Genomic DNA, 16248 nt, shown 5'->3' on the forward strand with positions numbered 1-16248 from the left:
AACGGCAGTGCGCGCCACCGACGTGGTGCGGTTCGACGCGGTCACCAGGAGCTACGGGGACGTCCGCGCGGTCGACGGTCGGGGCCGATGCGCTCGGCGGGATCGGGCTGGCCGTCTTCGTGGCCGCCTATCTGGTGATGGTCTTCCGGCACACCGCCGAGGCGTTCCAGCCGCGCGTGGTCTGCACCATGCTGCTCCTGCTGTGCGGGCTGGCGGTCCTGCTCTCGCTCACCATGGGGCCCGCGTGGCTGGTGCTGTTCGTGTATGTCTCCGTGACGGCGGGGGCGGCCCTTCCCGGGCCGGTCTCCTGGGGTCTGATCGTCGCCGTCACCGGGGTGATGGCCCTGATCGGCCCGCACCAGGAGGACGCGACCGACCTCGTCACCGGCCTGCTGGTCCCGGCGCTGCTCGGCGGCTTCGCCATGTCGGGCATCCGGCAGCTGATCCGGACGACGGTGGAGCTGCGCGAGGCGCGGGCGACGGTCGCCGAACTCGCCGCCGACGAGGAGCGGCTGCGGCTCGCCCGCGATCTGCACGACCTCCTCGGCCACTCCCTCTCGCTGATCACCCTCAAGAGTGAACTCGCCGGACGGATGCTCCCCGGCCTGCCGGACCGGGCCGCCGAACAGGTCGCGGACATCGAACGCGTCAGCCGCCAGGCGCTCAAGGAGGTACGGGAAGCGGTCACCGGCTACCGCAAGCCCACGCTCCCGGGCGAACTGGCCGGTGCCAGGACCGCGCTGGCGGCGGCCGGGGTCGCCGCCGGCCTCCCGGCGGACCCGCCCGAAGCGCCGCCCGGCGGCCCGCTCGCCGAGGAGAACGAGGCGGCGCTCGCCTGGTCGCTGCGCGAGGCCGTCACCAACGTCGTACGGCACAGCGGCGCCCGCCGCCGCGTCATCGCCCTCACCCCGCGCCGGACCCTGGCGGGCCCCGTCCTCGAACTCACCGTGGAGGACGACGGCGACGGCGCGTCCGCCGCCCCGTACGGCAACGGCCTCACCGGCCTCGGCGAGCGCCTCGCCGCGGTGGGCGGCACCCTGGAGACCCGGGCGTCCCGCAAGGGCTTCGCGCTGGTGGCGAGGGTGCCGGCCGGGCCGCGGGGAACACCGGGGGACCCGTGGGCCGGGACCCGGCGCATGAGCCTAGACGAGTGAGTCCGAAGTAGCGTCGTCCGCCCCTTGGGGCGGGCGGGGAGGTGTCAGGTGCGTGCAGCCGCAAGGCGGAGGAGGGAAGCGACGCGGAGCGTCGTTGACCGACGACAACGCCGCGGATGTGCGTGCATGGCGCCTCCCCGCAGACGGGACTTCGGACTTACTCGTCTAGGATTTTGTGCATGAGCGGCACGAACGGAGCGACGGTCCGGGTTCTCCTCGCCGAGGACCAGTCCATGGTCCGGGAGGCGCTCGCGGCGCTCCTCGGGCTCGAACCCGACATCGAGGTGGTCGCCCAGGTCGCGCGGCGACGAGGTGGTGGCCGCGGCGCTCGCCGCGCGGGTGGATGTCGCGCTGCTCGACATCGAGATGCCGGGCATGACGGGCATCGAGGCCGCCGCCGCGCTGCGCGAGGCGCTTCCGTGGCTCAAGGTCGTCGTCCGCACCACCTTCGGGCGCCCCGGCTATCTGCGCCGCGCCATGGAGGCGGGGGCCGCCGCCTTCCTGGTGAAGGACGCCCCGGCCGCGCAACTCGCCGACGCGGTACGGCGGGTCCTCGCCGGTGAACGCGTCATCGGCCCGACGCTGGCCGCCGCCGCGCTCGCCGAGGGCGCCGATCCGCTCACCGAGCGGGAGCGCGAGGTCCTGCGGGCGGCGGCCGACGGCTCCACCAACGCGGAGCCGGCCCTCGTACCGCACCTCTCGCAGGGCACCGTGCGCAACTACCTCTCGACGGCGATCCAGAAGCTGACGGCCCGCAACAGGGCGGAGGCGGTACGGATCGCGCGCGAGAAGGGCCGGCTGTAGCGGCGGCCCGCCCGCCCTCCGGCACGGCCCCCGCCGTCAGTTCAGCCGGGCCCGTGCCGCCCGTGCGCGGCGCCGGATCGCCTCCGCCGTGGACGGCTCGACCGGGGCCACCACCCGCGCGTACTCGTCCAGCTCCGCCGCGCCGCGCAGGAAATCCCCGCGCCGCACGAGCAGTTGCGCGCGGTCGTAGCGCAGCCGCGCCGGGTGGGCGGGCAGCAGGAGGGCGAGTTCGACCGCCCACAGCGCCACATCGCCTTGTTCGGGCCTGGCCGCCGCCCAGGCGCGGACGTTGTTCAGTACGCGCTGGACGATGTCGAGCGGACCGGCCGGGGTGAACGCCGGGCTCCGCGGCGCCGCGCCGCCCGGCCCGGCCGCCCCCGCCATCAGCGCGTCCGCCTCGGCGCCCGTCAGGAGCCGCCCCGCCGCGAACGGGTCGGCGAGCACCCGCTCGCCGGGGCCGCCCGGGTCGCCGAAGCCCACGACGAAGTGGCCGGGCAGCGCCACCCCGTACACCCGCCCACCGGCCCGGCGGGCGACCTCGATCCACACCACGCAGAGCAGGATGGGCAGCCCCCGGCGGCGGCGCAGCACGGCGGGCAGCAGCGAGGACTCCAGCCGCGCGTAGTCGGCCGGTCCGCCGTGGAAACCGCAGCGGGAGCCGAGCAGTTCGGCCAGCGCCGCCGCCCAGGCGCGCGGCCCGGACAGCCCGTGCGGCAGCAGCCCGGCCAGCCGGTCCAGCTCCTCCTCGGCCGCGTCCAGCCCGGCCTCGCCGAGGGACGGCTCGCCCTGCGCGCCCACCAGCAGGCAGAGCGTCGCCAGGTCGGGCCGCTCCGCGCGGGCCTCTTCGGCGAAACGGCGGCGCTGGTCGGCGGATTCGGGGTGCATACCGGCCTCGTACCCGTTCAGGGCGATCGGAAGTGGTGGTAGCGGTGGTGGGCCGTGAAGCCCAGGCCCGCGTACAGGGCGCGCGCCGCCTCGTTGTCCGTCTCGACCTGGAGCCAGGCGGCGGACGCGCCCTCCTCCAGGGCCCGGCGGGCGAGCGCGGTCATCACCGTGGTGGCCAGGCCCCCGCGGCGGTGCTCGGGGCCGACCTCGACCGCCATGAACCCCGCCCAGCGGCCGTCGGTCACACACCGGCCGATCGCCGCCGGGAGGCCGCCCTCGCCCGGCACGGTGGCGAACCAGACGGAGGGACCGGCGGCCAGCACCTGACGCACGTGCGGCCCCGGTGTCCCGGTCCGCTGATAGCGGCGCAGCCAGCTCTCCCCGACGGTCCGCTCCAGCCGCACCCGCGCCACGTCCGCGTCACGGTCCCCGAGCGCCGCGAGCGCCCCGGTCAGCACCTCGGCCGACACCTCAGGGCGCCAGCCGCGCCGCTCCAGCTCCGCGCGCAGCGGCTCCTGGGTGTCCGGCGCGCCGGTCGCGACCTGCGCGTACGCGGGCAGCCCCCGCTCCCCGTACCAGCGGCGGACCCGGGTCAGCGCCGCGTCCAGCTCCATCCCGGGGTCGCCGAGCGGGAGCACGGAGTTGGCCCGGCGGGTGAAGCCCACCCGCCCGGGTCCGCCGCCGGGCGCCGGGCCCGCCGCCGCTCGCAGCGTCCACGCGCCCAGCGGCTCGCTCTCCACCGGCTGCCAGGCCCGCGCGGCGGCCCGCGCCAGCTCGGCGAAGGTCGCGGCCGGTCCCCGGCGCCTGGCCGGCGCGGCCGGGACCACCTTGCCCGCGACCAGTGAGGCCGCCGGAACGGCGACGGACTCACCCGTACGTCGTGTGATGAGCAACACATCGCCGTCCCAGGATGTGAGAACGCCCACCGTGTCGGTGAACTTCTCCGCGCCGGGACCAGCGCCGGTCAGCTGTCTGACTGATACCCGTTTGCCCACGTCAGCGGGGGTTACGCGGACCTCAAGCCGTCCGCCCGCAGTGAATTCCACAGCTCTGTCCGCCCCTCCTGTTCGGATCGCGCCCAAGAACGGAGATACTAGATGCGGGCATCGACGACGCCGCGCTCCCGCGCGCCCGTGGACGGAGCCGCAGATCGGCCCGCCGCGCCCTATCGAGGAGGAACGACAGCGTGACCTACGTCATCGCGCAGCCTTGTGTCGACGTCAAGGACAAGGCGTGCATCGAGGAGTGCCCGGTCGACTGCATCTACGAGGGCTCGCGGTCCTTGTACATCCACCCGGACGAATGCGTCGACTGCGGAGCCTGTGAGCCGGTCTGCCCGGTCGAGGCGATCTTCTACGAGGACGACACCCCGGAGGAGTGGAAGGACTACTACAAGGCGAACGTCGAGTTCTTCGACGAGCTGGGCTCGCCCGGTGGTGCTTCCAAGCTCGGTCTGATCGAGCGCGACCACCCCTTCGTCGCCGCGTTGCCACCCCAGAACGGCTGACAGTGCGCCCCCGGTCCCGTACGGCTCGCCGCTGTGCGGGACCGAGGTGTTTCCCGGCCCACGGTGTCCGGCCCCGACGCCTCCGCGCCCGGCCGGGCCGGTGACCTGCCCGGTACAGGCCGGGCCGGGCGAGGCCGTACGAGTACGAGAAAGAGTGAGCACGTGTCCGCAGTCTCCCCGCGAGTCTCCTCGCGCCTTCCCGTCTTTCCCTGGGACAAGCTGGAGCCGTACAGAGCGACGGCGGCGGCCCACCCGGACGGGATCGTGGACCTGTCCATCGGCACGCCCGTCGACCCGGTCCCCGCGCTGATCCAGCGGGCCCTGACCGGGGCCGCCGACTCGCCCGGGTATCCGACGGTGTGGGGCACGGCGGAGCTGCGGGACGCGCTGACCGGCTGGGTGGAGCGGCGGCTCGGCGCGCGCGGGGTGGCGCACACGAACGTGCTGCCGGTGGTCGGCTCCAAGGAACTGGTGGCCTGGCTGCCGACGCAGCTGGGGCTGGGCGCGGGCGACAAGGTCGCGTTCCCCCGGCTCGCGTACCCGACGTACGAGGTGGGGGCGCGGCTCTGCGGCGCCGAGCCCGTCCCGTACACCGACCCCACCGAGCTGGACCCGGCCGGGCTGAGGCTGCTCTGGCTCAACTCGCCGTCGAACCCGACGGGCGCCGTGCTGCCGCGCGAGGAGCTGGCCCGCGTCGTGGCCTGGGCGCGCGCGCACGACGTGCTGGTCGTCAGCGACGAGTGCTACCTGGAGCTGGGCTGGGAGGCCGAGCCCAGCTCCGTGCTCCACCCGGACGTCTGCGGCGGCACGTACGAGGGCGTGGTGGCCGTCCACTCGCTCTCCAAGCGCTCCAACCTGGCCGGATACCGCGCGGCCTTCGCCGCGGGCGACGCGGACGTCCTGGGCGAGCTGCTGCGGATCCGCAAGCACGGCGGGATGATGACCCCCGCGCCGGTACAGGCGGCGACCGTCGCGGCGCTCGGCGACGACACGCACGTACGGGAGCAGCGGCAGCGCTACGCGGCCCGGCGCACCGCCCTGCGCGGAGCGCTGGAGGCGCACGGCTTCCGGATCGACCACAGCGAGGCGAGCCTCTACCTGTGGTCGACCCGCGACGAGCCGTGCTGGGACACCGTGGCGCACCTCGCCGGGCTGGGGATCCTCGTCGCACCCGGCGATTTCTACGGCCCGGCCGGGGAGCGGCACGTACGGGTGGCGCTGACGGCCACGGACGAGCGGGTCGGGGCGGCGGTCAAGCGGCTCGGCTGACCGGCCGCACACCTGCGGAGGGGCCCGGGGAGCGCGCGCTCCCCGGGCCCCTCCGCGTACCCGGGTGGGGGGACCCGGCCGCGTACCGGGTGTGGGGACCCGGCGCCGTCCGCGCGGTGGTGTGCCCGTCCGCCCGCGCGTCGGCCGTCGGCGGTCGCCGTCGGGTAGCGGCCGTCAGCCGATCGGCAGGCCCTGGACCGGCAGCCCGCCGAGGGTGCCGCCGGCCGGTGCCTTGGCCGCGCCGGCGCCCTGGGTGGCCGTCGAGGCGGTCTCGCCCAGCAGCGTGCCGGCGCCGCCCGCCGTGTCACCTGCCGCCTTCTGGACGGCGGGGGTGGCGGTCTTGGCGACATCGCCGACGGCCTTGCCCGCGGCCGGCACGCCCTGCTGGACGGCCTTGCCGCCCGCGGCGCCGACGGTCTTGGTCGCCTGCTGCGCGCCGCTGTCGACGGTGCTGCCCACGGCGGCGCCGTCGAGCGCGCTCACCGAACCCAGATCGGCCTGCGGCAGCTCCGCCGCGCTCGCGGAGCCGGCCGCACCGATCACCGGGGCCGCGCCCGCGGCGATGAGCAGTGCGGCACGGGCGATCCGACGGGTGAGGGGGAGATTCGCGGACATGATGCTCCTTCGTGGGGAGAGAACAGCGCTTGTCGCTTGTCGTGTGTGGTGCGCCCGTGGACCGGACACACCGTCACAACCCCTCGAAGGGCGCCCGAGGATGCGGTGGGCGCGGGTAAAGAATCCGTAACGCATCGCATGATCGGCTGTGGATAAAAAAGGGCAAACGATCCCGTACGGCCGACCGCGCCGAACCGTCACTTCCCCGCGTACGCAGCGGGTTCGCCGTCCCCGGCGACCGCCGCCCGTCCCCGGTCGGCCACGCCTCCCCGGCGGCGCCCGCCCCACCCGCACGGGTGACAGGCCGTACTAGTGCCGCGATTGGCAATGTTTGCCCGACGGGGCAAAGCTTGCCGGGAGGGGCACTAGCGCGCGGTGTGGATCCTGACGTCGTCCGTGCCGGTCGCCGCCGAACCGTCCACCGTGCGCCAGCCCTTGGCCGCGTCCTTCGCGCTCCACACCCGGCCCGCGAAGGAGACCTCGTCGATCCCCAGCGCCGTCGACTGCGCCACCGCCCAGTGCGCCAGCTCCCAGCCGTGCCGCGAACGCGCCGACGTGTCCACCGACTTGCCGCGCCGACCGGCGGACCCGGCTGTCGCCGTCACCGGTACGGACAGCTCGCGCCCGGCGTCCCCGGTGTCCCCCGCGCCCGGCGCGGACCTCCCGGCGGACCGCCCGGCAGGCAGCACGTCCGCGCCGAAGGCACGCACCAGCCCCGCCCGTACCTTCGCCGGATCGCCGCTCACCCCGCTGCTCGGCGCCGAGCAGGTCAGCGCGGCGGCCGACCTGCCGGTGAGCGCGGAGGCCAGCAGCGCGGCGTCCGGCTCGTGCTTCGCGTACGCCTGGGGGAAGCCGCTGCGCTGCACGCGCTGCGCGGCCTCGGTGAGCGGCAGCCGCGAGTACCCCGGGACCTTGACGAGATGGTCGTAGAACTCGCCCGCCGAGTAGACGGGATCCTGGATCTGCGCCTCGGTGCCCCAGCCCTTCGAGGGACGCTGCTGGAAGAGACCGAGCGAATCACGGTCCCCGTAGTCGAGATTGCGCAGCGCCGACTCCTGGAGCGCGGTCGCCAGCGCGATCGTCACGGCCCGCTCCGGCAGCCCTCTGCTGGTTCCGACGGCCGAGATCGTCGCCGCGTTCATCGCCTGATCCGGGGTCATCGTGTACGAGGGGGCGTCCTCGTCCTGACCGCCCGCGGCCCGCACCACACAGCGCGGGGAGCTGTCACGGCTGCTGGTGTACTGCGCGTACACGTACCCGGCCAGGGCCACGAGCACGGTGAACGCGGCGATGAGGCGCAAGGGGCGTCCGCGACGGGAGGGAGAGGCGGTCTCGGGCACGCGCCCACCGTACTGGAGTCCGACGCCGCCCACGGCATCCCCGGCGAGCCCGCGAGCGGGCGACAGGGCGCCGCGCACGGCCGCCGTACGAGACGAGCAGAGCCTAAGTCCCGCCTTGCCCGATCGCACGCACCAGACGCCGCGAGCCCCGCCCTACGGGCGGACGGCGCTATTTGTCAGACACGGCCTAGGCTCGGGGCCATGGACCGCACCAGCTCGCAGCACGCGCTCGACCTCACCCTCGACCTCACTCTCGACGGCCCCGCCCTCACCGCGGCGCTCGTGGACTTCGCGTCGGTCAGCGGAGAGGAGAAGCCGCTCGCCGACGCCGTCGAGCAGGCCCTGCGCACCCTGCCGCACCTCACCGTCGACCGGCACGGCAACAACGTCGTGGCGCGTACCCGGCTCGGGCGTGGCGAGCGGGTCGTCCTCGCCGGGCACATCGACACCGTCCCGATCGCCGACAACGTTCCCTCGCGGCTGGACGACGACGGCGTCCTGTGGGGCTGCGGCACCAGCGACATGAAGGCGGGCGTCGCCGTCCAGCTGCGGATCGCCGCGACGGTTCCCGAGCCCAACCGCGACCTCACCTTCGTCTTCTACGACAACGAGGAGGTCGCCGCCGACCTCAATGGCCTCGGCCACGTCGCCGAGGCCCATCCCGACTGGCTGGAGGGCGACTTCGCCGTCCTGCTCGAACCCTCCGACGGCGAGGTCGAGGGCGGCTGCCAGGGCACGCTGCGGGTCCTGCTGCACACGGAGGGGGAGCGGGCGCACTCCGCGCGCAGCTGGATGGGGTCCAACGCCATCCACGCCGCCACGCCGATCCTGGCCCGGCTCGCCGCGTACGAGCCGCGCCGCCCGGTCATCGACGGGCTGGAGTTCCACGAGGGCCTCAACGCCGTACGGATCGAGGGGGGCGTCGCCAACAACGTCATCCCCGACGCGTGCGTCGTCACCGTCAACTACCGCTACGCCCCCGACCTGAGCGAGGCGCAGGCGCTCGCCCACGTCCACGAGGTCTTCGCGGAGTGCGGAGTGACGGAGTTCACCGTCGACGACCACTCCGGCGCCGCCCTGCCCGGCCTCGGGCACCCGGCCGCCGCCGCGTTCATGGCAGCCGTCGGCGGGAGCGCGCGGCCCAAGTTCGGCTGGACCGACGTCTCACGCTTCGGCGCGCTCGGCGTCCCCGCGGTCAATTACGGCCCCGGCGACCCGCTGCTCGCCCACAAGCGCGACGAGCGGGTGGCCGTGGAGCGGATCACCCACTGCGAGAACCGGCTGCGCGACTGGCTCACCCGGTAGGGTCTTTCGTTTGGATCAGGCTGGATGAGGGAGCGGGGTCTGGTGCCGTGGATCGCGAGGCGGAGGAGGGAGCCCACGCGGAGCGGATGGGGTCTCCCCTGGTCGAGCGAAGCCGAGACCTTGGGGATGAGTGACGACAACGCGGCGAGGCGCGGTGCCAGGGCTCGCGAGCCCAGCATGATCCAAACGAGAGGCCCTAGCCGCGGGGGCCCCGTCGGAGCGCTCACCGGCCGGGGACCTGATCGACCGCCGGAATTTCGCCGTTTGTCACGTGCTTCGTTCTACCCTTGCCCAGAACGACGCACAGCAGCGGAAGGAGCGGCTCATGGGCTTGCCCGACGGAACGCGCAGGCCGGAGGAACAGCGGCTCGGTCCGGTGATCCGCCGACGGGAACAGGTGCAGCCCGGAACGACCGATCAGCGGCTGCTGGACACCGAGGGCGACTCCGAGTGGGTGCACACCGACCCCTGGCGGGTGATGCGCATCCAGTCCGAGTTCGTGGAGGGCTTCGGCGCCCTCGCCGAACTGCCGGGCGCCATCGCCGTCTTCGGCTCGGCGCGCACCCCGGCCGGATCCGCGGAGTACGAGGCGGGCGTACGGCTCGGCGGCGCGCTGGTCGACGCCGGGTTCGCGGTGATCACCGGCGGCGGCCCCGGCGCGATGGAGGCGGCCAACAAGGGCGCGCGGGAGGCCCGGGGCATCTCCGTCGGCCTGGGCATCGAGCTGCCCTTCGAACAGGGGCTCAACCCGCACGTCGACATCGGGGTGAACTTCCGCTACTTCTTCGTCCGCAAGACGATGTTCGTGAAGTACGCGCAGGGCTTCGTGGTCCTCCCCGGCGGCCTCGGCACGCTGGACGAGCTGTTCGAGGCGCTCACCCTGGTGCAGACCCGCAAGGTCACCCGCTTCCCGATCGTCCTGTTCGGTACGGAGTACTGGGGCGGGCTCGTCGACTGGCTGCGGAACACCGTCGTGGCCCAGGGCAAGGCGTCCGAGAAGGACCTGCTGCTCTTCCATGTCACGGACGACGTGGAGGAGGCCGTCGCCCTGGTCACGAAGGAGACCGGCAACTGACACGCGCGGCGCGGGCCGGGTCGGGCGGACAGCCGTCCGGCGGGCCCGTGCCGCTCTGCCCGTGCCGCTCGGGCCGGGTCGCGCCGCTCGGATCTCGCCGCTCAGGCCAGGCCGCGCCGGGCGACCGCCGGCGGCCGGTGGCCCGCGATCGACGCCACCATGTCCAGCACCTGCCGGGTCTCCGCGACCTCGTGCACCCGGTAGATCCGGGCGCCCAGCCACGCCGACACCGCCGTCGTCGCGAGCGTCCCCGTCAGCCGCTCCTTGACGGGCCGGTCGAGCGTCTCGCCGACGAAGTCCTTGTTCGACAGGGACACCAGCACCGGCCACCCGGTCTCCGCCATCTCGCCCAGCCTGCGCGTCGCCTCCAGCGAGTGCCGGGTGTTCTTCCCGAAGTCGTGACCGGGGTCGATCATGATCCCGTCCCGCCGCACGCCCAGCGCGAGCGCCCGCTCCGCGAGACCGAGCGTCACCCGCAGGATGTCGGCCATCACATCGTCGTACGCGACCCGGTGCGGCCGGGTCCGCGGCTCGGCGCCGCCCGCGTGGGTGCACACCAGCCCCGCCCCGTACCGCGCGGCCACCTCGGCGAGGAGCGGATCGACCCCGCCCCACGCGTCGTTGAGCAGGTCGGCGCCCGCCTCGCAGACCGCCTCGCCCACGTCGTGGCGCCAGGTGTCGACGCTGATCACCACGTCCGGGTGGCGCCGCCGCACCTCGGCGACGAAGCCGACCGTACGGCGGGCCTCCTCCTCGGCCGTGACCTCCTCGCCCGGCCCCGCCTTGACCCCGCCGATGTCGATGATCGCCGCGCCCTCGGACACCGCGCTCTCGACGCGCTCCAGGGCCGGCTCGTCGCGGAAGGTCGCGCCCCGGTCGTAGAAGGAGTCCGGCGTCCGGTTGACGATCGCCATGATCACCGGCTCGTGCGCGCCGAATTCCCGACGTCCCAGCCGCAGCGTGCCGCGCATCCCTTGGATCCTTCCAACGTTCGGTTCGTCTGCGACCTTAACGGGCTTCGGCCGCGCCCACTGTCGGCGGCTCATGGCACGATCGGCATCGGACGTTTCCTGCCCCGGGAGAAGCACGTGTTCTTGTTCTTGCTCATCGCGATGGTCATCGTCGTGGCCGCCGTCACGCTCGCGGTCGTCGGCGGCGGCGACAGCACCGTCCTGCCGGACGTGCCTCCGGAGCAGCTGGTCGACCCGCTGCCCGTGAGCCGTCCGGTCGGCCGCGCGGACGTCGAGGCGCTGCGGCTGCCGGTCGGCGCGCGCGGCTACCGGATGGCCGACGTGGACGAGGTGCTCGGCCGGCTCGGCGCCGAACTGGCCGAGCGCGACGCCCGGATCGCGGAGCTGGAGGCGGCGCTGGCCGGGGCGCAGGCCACGGCCGTCTCCTCGCCCGACCTCTTCAAGAAGCCGGGGGAGGAGAGCGGACGATGAGCGACGGTACGGCGGTGGCCGGTCCCGACGGGCGGTCGCGCTGCCCCTGGGGCGTGTCGAGCGAGGACTATCTCGCCTACCACGACGAGGAGTGGGGGCGCCCGGTCCACGGCGACGACGCCCTCTTCGAGAGGCTCTGCCTGGAGGCGTTCCAGTCCGGGCTGTCCTGGATCACGATCCTGCGCCGCCGCGAAGGGTTCCGTGCCGCCTTCTCCTCCTTCGAGATCGCGTCCGTCGCGGAGTTCACCGACGCGGACCGGGAGCGGCTCCTCGCCGACCCCGGGATCATCCGCAACCGCGCCAAGGTCGACGCGACCCTCGCCAACGCCAGGACCCTGGCCCAGTGGCCCGCCGGTGAACTCGACCGCCTGATCTGGTCGTACGCCCCCACCGGTGCCCGGCCCGCGCCCGTGACGACCGCCGACGTCCCGGCGGTCACCGACGCGTCCACGGCGCTGGCCAAGGCCCTCAAGAAGAGCGGCATCCGCTTTGTGGGCCCGACCACCGCGTACGCCCTGATGCAGGCGTGCGGGCTGGTCGACGACCATCTGGCGGACTGCGTGGCCCGGCGGGACCGAGAGCCGCGCGCGGGTGCGCCGCGCTGAGCCGCGCGCGGCCGGGCCCCGGCCCCGGGCCCCCGGGGGCTCAGCGCCCCACGTACCGGGGCTTCTCCTTGGCCAGGAAGGCGGCCACCGCGATGGCGTGGTCCTCCGACATACCGGCCCGCGACTGGAGTTCGTCCTCCTTCACCAGGGTCTCGGCCAGCGAGTGCCCCGCGCCGTACGCCAGCGACTCCTTCAGCGCCGCCAGCGCGAGCGTGGGGCCCGAGGCCAGCGCGCGGGCGACGGCCCTCGCCTCGGCCGCCAGCTCCGCCGCCGGGACCACCCTGTCCACCAGCCCCCACGCGTGCGCCTCCGCCGCCGGGACCGACCGCGGGAACAGCAGCAGATCGGTGGCGCGGCCGTGCCCGACCAGGCGGGGGAGCGTCCAGGACACCCCGGAGTCGGCCGTCAGCGCCACCCCCGCGAACGAGGTGTTGAACGACGCGGTGTCCGCCACCACCCGGTGGTCGGCCGCCAGCGCGAAACCGAGACCCGCGCCCGCCGCGACCCCGTTGACCCCCGCCACCACCGGCTTCGCCATCTCGGTGATCGCCCGCAGGATCGGGTTGTAGTGCTCGCGCACGGTGCTCATGGCGTCACCCGTGCCGTCCCGCCTGGCCGCTTCGAGCAGCGCCGTGTGCTCCTTGAGGTCCTGGCCCACGCAGAACGCGCGATCGCCGGAGCCGGTCAGCAGCACACCCCGTACGGCGGTGTCGGCCGCGGCTGCCGACAGCGCGTCCCGCAGCGCCACCTTGGTCGCCCTGTCCATGGCGTTCATGGCCTCGGGGCGGTTGATCGTGATCGTCGCCAGCCCGGCGTCGACGTCGTACAGCACGGTGTCGCTCATGATCGGGGTCCCTTCACGGCTCGGGCAGGTCCTGTCCGGCCCCAGCATGTCGGAGATCTCCGGCCCCGGGCATGTGACCTGCGTCTAAGAAACCGGGGTGCCGGCCCGCCGCGCGGCGGCGAAGTATCGCAGGAGGATCTCCGAATTGCGGGGTTTTGCGAGAGCGCGTTGCGCAAGCGATGCCGTCCGATGTTGGTCATCGGGTCCAGCCATGCGGGATAATGGGCTGGAAGCAATGTGTTCGATGCCGGTGACACAGCGCCTGTCATGGGGCCGCCGGCTGCGATGAGCTGGTTTCAGGAAGGGGAACGAGCATGGCGGCCATGAAGCCGCGAACGGGCGACGGCCCGCTCGAGGTGACCAAGGAGGGGCGGGGCATCGTCATGCGCGTTCCGCTCGAAGGCGGCGGTCGGCTTGTCGTCGAGCTGACTCCGGACGAGGCGGAGGCGCTCGGCGACGCGCTGAAGAAGGTCGTCGGCTGAGCGGAACGTTTTACGGGTCTTCGGGGTGATCCGATCACCCTCGCGCGGACAGACCTCTGCCCCGGTACGGAAGAACTCCGTACCGGGGCAGAGGTCTTTGCGCGCGTACGGTCCGTACGCTCCCGCTCAGCCGCGCCGTACGGCGCAGAGCAGCCCGTCGCCGACCGGCAGCAGCGTCGACTGCAGCTCCTGGCTCTCCCGTACGGCCCGCAGCAGCTCCCGTACCCGCAGGACCTCCGCGGGCTGGGCCGACGAGTCGACCGTCCGCCCGTTGGCGAAGACGCCCTCGAAGCAGACCAGTCCGCCGGGGCGCAGAAGCCGCAACGATTCAGCGAGGTATTCGAGCGATTCGAGCCGGTCGCCGTCGCAGAAGACCAGGTCGTACCCGCCGTCGGCGAGGCGCGGCAGTACGTCCAGCGCGCCGCCCGGGATGAACCGGGCGCGGTTTCCGGCGAATCCGGCGGCGCGGAACGCGTGCCGCGCGACCTGCTGGCGGTCCGGCTCGGTGTCGACCGTGGTCAGCACGCCGTCGGAGCGCATTCCCTGCAGGAGATACGTACCGGAGACGCCGGTGCCCGTCCCGATCTCCGCCACCGACTTCGCGTCGAGCGTGGCAGCGAGCAGCCGCAGCGCGGCACCCGTGCCCGGTGACACCGAGCGCAGCCCTGAGTCCCGGGCCCGGTCACGGGCCCAGCGCAGTGCTTCGTCCTCGGCGACAAAGGCGTCGGCGAACGCCCAGCTCGTCTGCCGGTTGGCGGTAATGACCCTCTCCTTGTCCCCGTTGGCGGCGCAACGGTGACTGTATCCGCTGCGCCCGGGAACCCGCAGATGGGACCGGGCGTTAAGAAGAGGCAGAAGGCGAGGCGCGGAAGACGGGGATCGCGGCCGTGACCCGGCCCGGGGACCGGGCCCAAATTCGCGTAAAGATTCTTATCCGGAGCTAACGGGCGGAGTGGCTATGGTAGGGGCTCCACTGGACACCACCAGAGCCGATAGGGGAGGTGCGGCTGCGCCTGTGGATCGGGGAGGAGTGCTCCAGCGTCTTCTCAGGTCGGCCGGCAAGCCGAAATCCGTGACCAAGTCCGCTGACCGTTCTCGCTCCATCGACTCCGCAGTTACCGCGACCTTCGCATCGGATGCGGAATCGCAGGCGTGGACGCCTCCCAGCTGGGAGGAGATCGTCAGCACGCACAGCGGACGGGTCTACCGCCTCGCCTACCGCCTCACGGGCAATCAGCACGACGCCGAGGACCTGACCCAGGAGGTCTTCGTCCGGGTCTTCCGCTCGCTGTCGACCTACACCCCCGGCACGTTCGAGGGCTGGCTGCACCGCATCACCACCAACCTCTTCCTCGACATGGTCCGCCGCAAGCAGCGCATCCGGTTCGACGCGCTCGGCGACGACGCGGCGGAGCGGCTGCCCAGTCGCGAGCCCTCGCCCCAGCAGGTCTTCCACGACACGCACTTCGACGCGGACGTCCAGCAGGCGCTGGACACCCTCGCGCCCGAGTTCCGGGCCGCGGTGGTCCTGTGCGACATCGAGGGCCTGTCGTACGAGGAGATCGCCGCGACCCTCGGTGTGAAGCTCGGTACGGTGCGCAGCCGGATCCACCGCGGCCGTTCGCATCTGCGCAAGGCGCTCCAGCACCGTTCCCCCGAGGCCAGGGCCGAGCAGCGCGCGTTCGCGAGCGTGGCCGGGGAGGGCGGATCGGCGTGAGTGGCACCAGCCAGACCCCCGCCGAGGAGCATCTGGGGGACCGACTAGCCGCCCTGGTGGACGGAGAGCTGGACCACGACGCGCGCGAACGCGTGCTGGCCCATCTCGCCACCTGTGCCAAGTGCAAGACGGAGGCCGACGCGCAGCGTCGGCTGAAGAGCGTGTTCGCGCAGACGGCTCCGCCGCTGCCCTCGGCCGGGTTCCTCGCCCGTCTGCAGGGGCTGCCGGGCGACGTCCAGGGGCCGGGCGGCGGAGACGACGACAACGGGAAAGGTCTGTTCGACGGGGGGCGCTTCGGCGCGGGCGTCTTCCCCGTCAGGTCCGACGCCTTCGGCCATGTCCCGGCGGGCGCCCACGCCGTCGCGCTGCCCGGCGGCTCCGGCTTCCGGATCCACGAGGTCGGGCGGCAGGAGGCCGACCGCTCGCCGTGGCGTGGCCGACGCTTCGCCTTCGCGGCCGCCAGCGCCGTGTCGTTCGCGGCGATGGCCCTCGGCGGGACGATGCCGCTGGGCACGACCGCCGACATCCTGCCGCGTGGCGCGGGCAACGCGGTGACGCCCATGCGCGCCCCGGGCAGCAGCGCTCCGGTCCCGGTCGGCGAGAGCGCCCGCCGCCAGGGCGGCGGCATGCTCCCGCAGTCGGTCGACCGGCCGACGCCGACGGATCCGCCCGGCACTCTCCGCGCGGAGACCCTCGCCGAGGAGTCGCCCGTGCCCGGCGCCCTGACCGGTCCCTCGTCGACCGGTCCCTCGGCGGCCCTGTGGATCCAGCCCACCGGCTCGGCCCTCCAGATCGACGAGAGCACCGGCGCGCGCCCCACGAACACGCCCCACCCCACCCGGCTGGCCGCCCCGACGCTCCCCACCGCGCCGCTTTCGGCCAGGCGCTGAGCCCACGCCCTGCGGAAAGCTCCCCGGACCTGGTTGAATTCCAGACCAGGGCCGGCCCCGTCGGGGCGCGCGGAACGGCAGTTGCGGGGAGAACATGGACGACGGGAAGCCCAGCGGACCGAAGGCGAACTGGTGGAGCCGTCCCGCTGCGGCGCGGCGGACACCGGACGGGCCCGAGGCGGAGCCGGCCGGCGACGACAGCGCGCCGGCCCGCCCGGCCGGTACGGATGACGGCCCGTCAGGGCCCGCCGGACCGGTCCGCGACGCTTCCCCGGCCACGGAGCCGCTCCGCGAGGACGCCCCGGCCGCGGAGC

General features: G+C 73.8%; 15 protein-coding genes and 4 pseudogenes. 12 read left to right on the forward strand and 7 right to left on the reverse strand.

Going from position 1 to position 16248, the window contains the following annotated elements:
* Positions 1-23 precede the first annotated feature (23 nt).
* A pseudogene (locus DVH02_RS05025) lies at positions 24-1154 on the forward strand (sensor histidine kinase); the annotation flags it as partial.
* 179 nt (positions 1155-1333) lie between these two features.
* A pseudogene (locus DVH02_RS05035) lies at positions 1334-1958 on the forward strand (response regulator transcription factor).
* Positions 1959-1994: 36 nt separating this feature from the next.
* Here the strand turns inward: DVH02_RS05035 and DVH02_RS05040 are convergent.
* Both DVH02_RS05040 and DVH02_RS05045 read right to left on the reverse strand, forming a co-directional pair.
* Positions 1995-2843: a transglutaminase-like domain-containing protein gene (locus DVH02_RS05040; RefSeq protein WP_114622455.1), complete on the reverse strand. Its 849-nt coding sequence runs from the start codon at positions 2841-2843 to the stop codon at positions 1995-1997.
* Positions 2844-2860: 17 nt separating this feature from the next.
* Positions 2861-3889 carry a GNAT family N-acetyltransferase gene (locus DVH02_RS05045; protein WP_114622456.1) on the reverse strand — a complete coding sequence of 343 codons (1029 nt, stop codon included), beginning with the start codon at positions 3887-3889 and terminating at the stop codon, positions 2861-2863.
* A gap of 140 nt (positions 3890-4029) precedes the next feature.
* Between DVH02_RS05045 and fdxA the strand changes: the two genes are divergently transcribed.
* Together fdxA and dapC are read left to right on the forward strand one after the other, a co-directional pair.
* Positions 4030-4350, forward strand: coding sequence for a ferredoxin (gene fdxA / locus DVH02_RS05050; protein ID WP_114622457.1), 321 nt, complete (start codon positions 4030-4032; stop codon positions 4348-4350).
* 162 nt (positions 4351-4512) lie between these two features.
* Positions 4513-5619, forward strand: coding sequence for a succinyldiaminopimelate transaminase (gene dapC, locus DVH02_RS05055; protein ID WP_114622458.1), 1107 nt, complete (start codon positions 4513-4515; stop codon positions 5617-5619).
* A 174-nt stretch (positions 5620-5793) separates the two neighbouring features.
* On the opposite strand, the gene DVH02_RS05060 is transcribed toward dapC, so the two are convergent.
* Entirely contained in the window at positions 5794-6234 is a 441-nt protein-coding gene (locus DVH02_RS05060; RefSeq protein ID WP_114622459.1) for an ATP-binding protein, read from the reverse strand.
* 365 nt (positions 6235-6599) lie between these two features.
* Positions 6600-7574: a hypothetical protein gene (locus tag DVH02_RS05065; protein ID WP_199566171.1), complete on the reverse strand. Its 975-nt coding sequence runs from the start codon at positions 7572-7574 to the stop codon at positions 6600-6602.
* 201 nt (positions 7575-7775) lie between these two features.
* On the opposite strand from DVH02_RS05065, the gene dapE reads away from it, so the two are divergent.
* Both dapE and DVH02_RS05075 read left to right on the forward strand, forming a co-directional pair.
* A complete protein-coding gene (gene dapE, locus DVH02_RS05070; protein WP_114622460.1) occupies positions 7776-8879 on the forward strand; it encodes a succinyl-diaminopimelate desuccinylase in 1104 nt (367 codons plus the stop codon).
* Between the two features lie 325 nt (positions 8880-9204).
* Positions 9205-9954 carry an LOG family protein gene (locus DVH02_RS05075; protein ID WP_114622461.1) on the forward strand — a complete coding sequence of 250 codons (750 nt, stop codon included), beginning with the start codon at positions 9205-9207 and terminating at the stop codon, positions 9952-9954.
* Between the two features lie 101 nt (positions 9955-10055).
* Here the strand turns inward: DVH02_RS05075 and folP are convergent, their stop codons facing one another.
* On the reverse strand, positions 10056-10925 hold the full coding sequence (gene folP / locus DVH02_RS05080) for a dihydropteroate synthase (protein ID WP_114622462.1): 870 nt from the start codon (positions 10923-10925) through the stop codon (positions 10056-10058).
* A 117-nt stretch (positions 10926-11042) separates the two neighbouring features.
* Between folP and DVH02_RS05085 the strand changes: the two genes are divergently transcribed.
* Both DVH02_RS05085 and DVH02_RS05090 read left to right on the forward strand, forming a co-directional pair.
* Positions 11043-11396 (forward strand): hypothetical protein, encoded by a 354-nt coding sequence (locus DVH02_RS05085; protein WP_114622463.1) that lies wholly within the window; start codon positions 11043-11045, stop codon positions 11394-11396.
* Entirely contained in the window at positions 11393-12001 is a 609-nt protein-coding gene (locus tag DVH02_RS05090; protein ID WP_114622464.1) for a DNA-3-methyladenine glycosylase I, read from the forward strand. Before DVH02_RS05085 ends, DVH02_RS05090 begins: the two co-directional genes overlap by 4 nt.
* A 40-nt stretch (positions 12002-12041) precedes the next feature.
* Here DVH02_RS05090 and chcB read toward each other — a convergent pair whose 3' ends face one another.
* The gene (gene chcB, locus DVH02_RS05095) at positions 12042-12845 is read right to left on the reverse strand and encodes a 2-cyclohexenylcarbonyl CoA isomerase (protein WP_114622465.1); all 804 of its coding nucleotides are present in this window, start codon (positions 12843-12845) and stop codon (positions 12042-12044) included.
* A gap of 314 nt (positions 12846-13159) precedes the next feature.
* On the opposite strand from chcB, the gene DVH02_RS05100 reads away from it, so the two are divergent.
* Positions 13160-13327, forward strand: coding sequence for a DUF3117 domain-containing protein (locus tag DVH02_RS05100; RefSeq protein ID WP_009997451.1), 168 nt, complete (start codon positions 13160-13162; stop codon positions 13325-13327).
* 126 nt (positions 13328-13453) lie between these two features.
* On the opposite strand, the pseudogene DVH02_RS05105 reads toward DVH02_RS05100, so the two are convergent.
* A pseudogene (locus tag DVH02_RS05105) lies at positions 13454-14120 on the reverse strand (O-methyltransferase).
* Positions 14121-14285: 165 nt separating this feature from the next.
* Between DVH02_RS05105 and sigE the strand changes: the two are divergent.
* The 3 genes and pseudogenes from sigE to DVH02_RS35920 all read left to right on the forward strand — a co-directional run.
* Complete coding sequence (sigE, locus tag DVH02_RS05110; RefSeq protein ID WP_199566172.1) at positions 14286-15044, forward strand: RNA polymerase sigma factor SigE; 759 nt, start codon at positions 14286-14288, stop codon at positions 15042-15044.
* Positions 15041-15934: an anti-sigma factor family protein gene (locus tag DVH02_RS05115; protein ID WP_114622468.1), complete on the forward strand. Its 894-nt coding sequence runs from the start codon at positions 15041-15043 to the stop codon at positions 15932-15934. The genes sigE and DVH02_RS05115 overlap by 4 nt, the downstream gene beginning before the upstream one ends.
* Before the next feature lie 94 nt (positions 15935-16028).
* A pseudogene (locus DVH02_RS35920) lies at positions 16029-16248 on the forward strand (protease); the annotation flags it as partial.

The sequence above is a fragment of the Streptomyces corynorhini genome, from assembly GCF_003346515.1.
In the GTDB taxonomy this organism is placed as follows: domain Bacteria; phylum Actinomycetota; class Actinomycetes; order Streptomycetales; family Streptomycetaceae; genus Streptomyces; species Streptomyces corynorhini.

What these genes read in the sequence shown, in the direction of transcription:
- folP (WP_114622462.1), bottom strand. Translation starts at nt 10,925, where the DNA reads ATGCGCGGCACGCTGCGGCTGGGACGTCGGGAATTCGGCGCGCACGAG.
- DVH02_RS05100 (WP_009997451.1), top strand. Translation starts at nt 13,160, where the DNA reads ATGGCGGCCATGAAGCCGCGAACGGGCGACGGCCCGCTCGAGGTGACC.
- DVH02_RS05060 (WP_114622459.1), bottom strand. Translation starts at nt 6,234, where the DNA reads ATGTCCGCGAATCTCCCCCTCACCCGTCGGATCGCCCGTGCCGCACTG.
- chcB (WP_114622465.1), bottom strand. Translation starts at nt 12,845, where the DNA reads ATGAGCGACACCGTGCTGTACGACGTCGACGCCGGGCTGGCGACGATC.
- dapE (WP_114622460.1), top strand. Translation starts at nt 7,776, where the DNA reads ATGGACCGCACCAGCTCGCAGCACGCGCTCGACCTCACCCTCGACCTC.
- DVH02_RS05090 (WP_114622464.1), top strand. Translation starts at nt 11,393, where the DNA reads ATGAGCGACGGTACGGCGGTGGCCGGTCCCGACGGGCGGTCGCGCTGC.
- sigE (WP_199566172.1), top strand. Translation starts at nt 14,286, where the DNA reads ATGGTAGGGGCTCCACTGGACACCACCAGAGCCGATAGGGGAGGTGCG.
- DVH02_RS05075 (WP_114622461.1), top strand. Translation starts at nt 9,205, where the DNA reads ATGGGCTTGCCCGACGGAACGCGCAGGCCGGAGGAACAGCGGCTCGGT.
- DVH02_RS05040 (WP_114622455.1), bottom strand. Translation starts at nt 2,843, where the DNA reads ATGCACCCCGAATCCGCCGACCAGCGCCGCCGTTTCGCCGAAGAGGCC.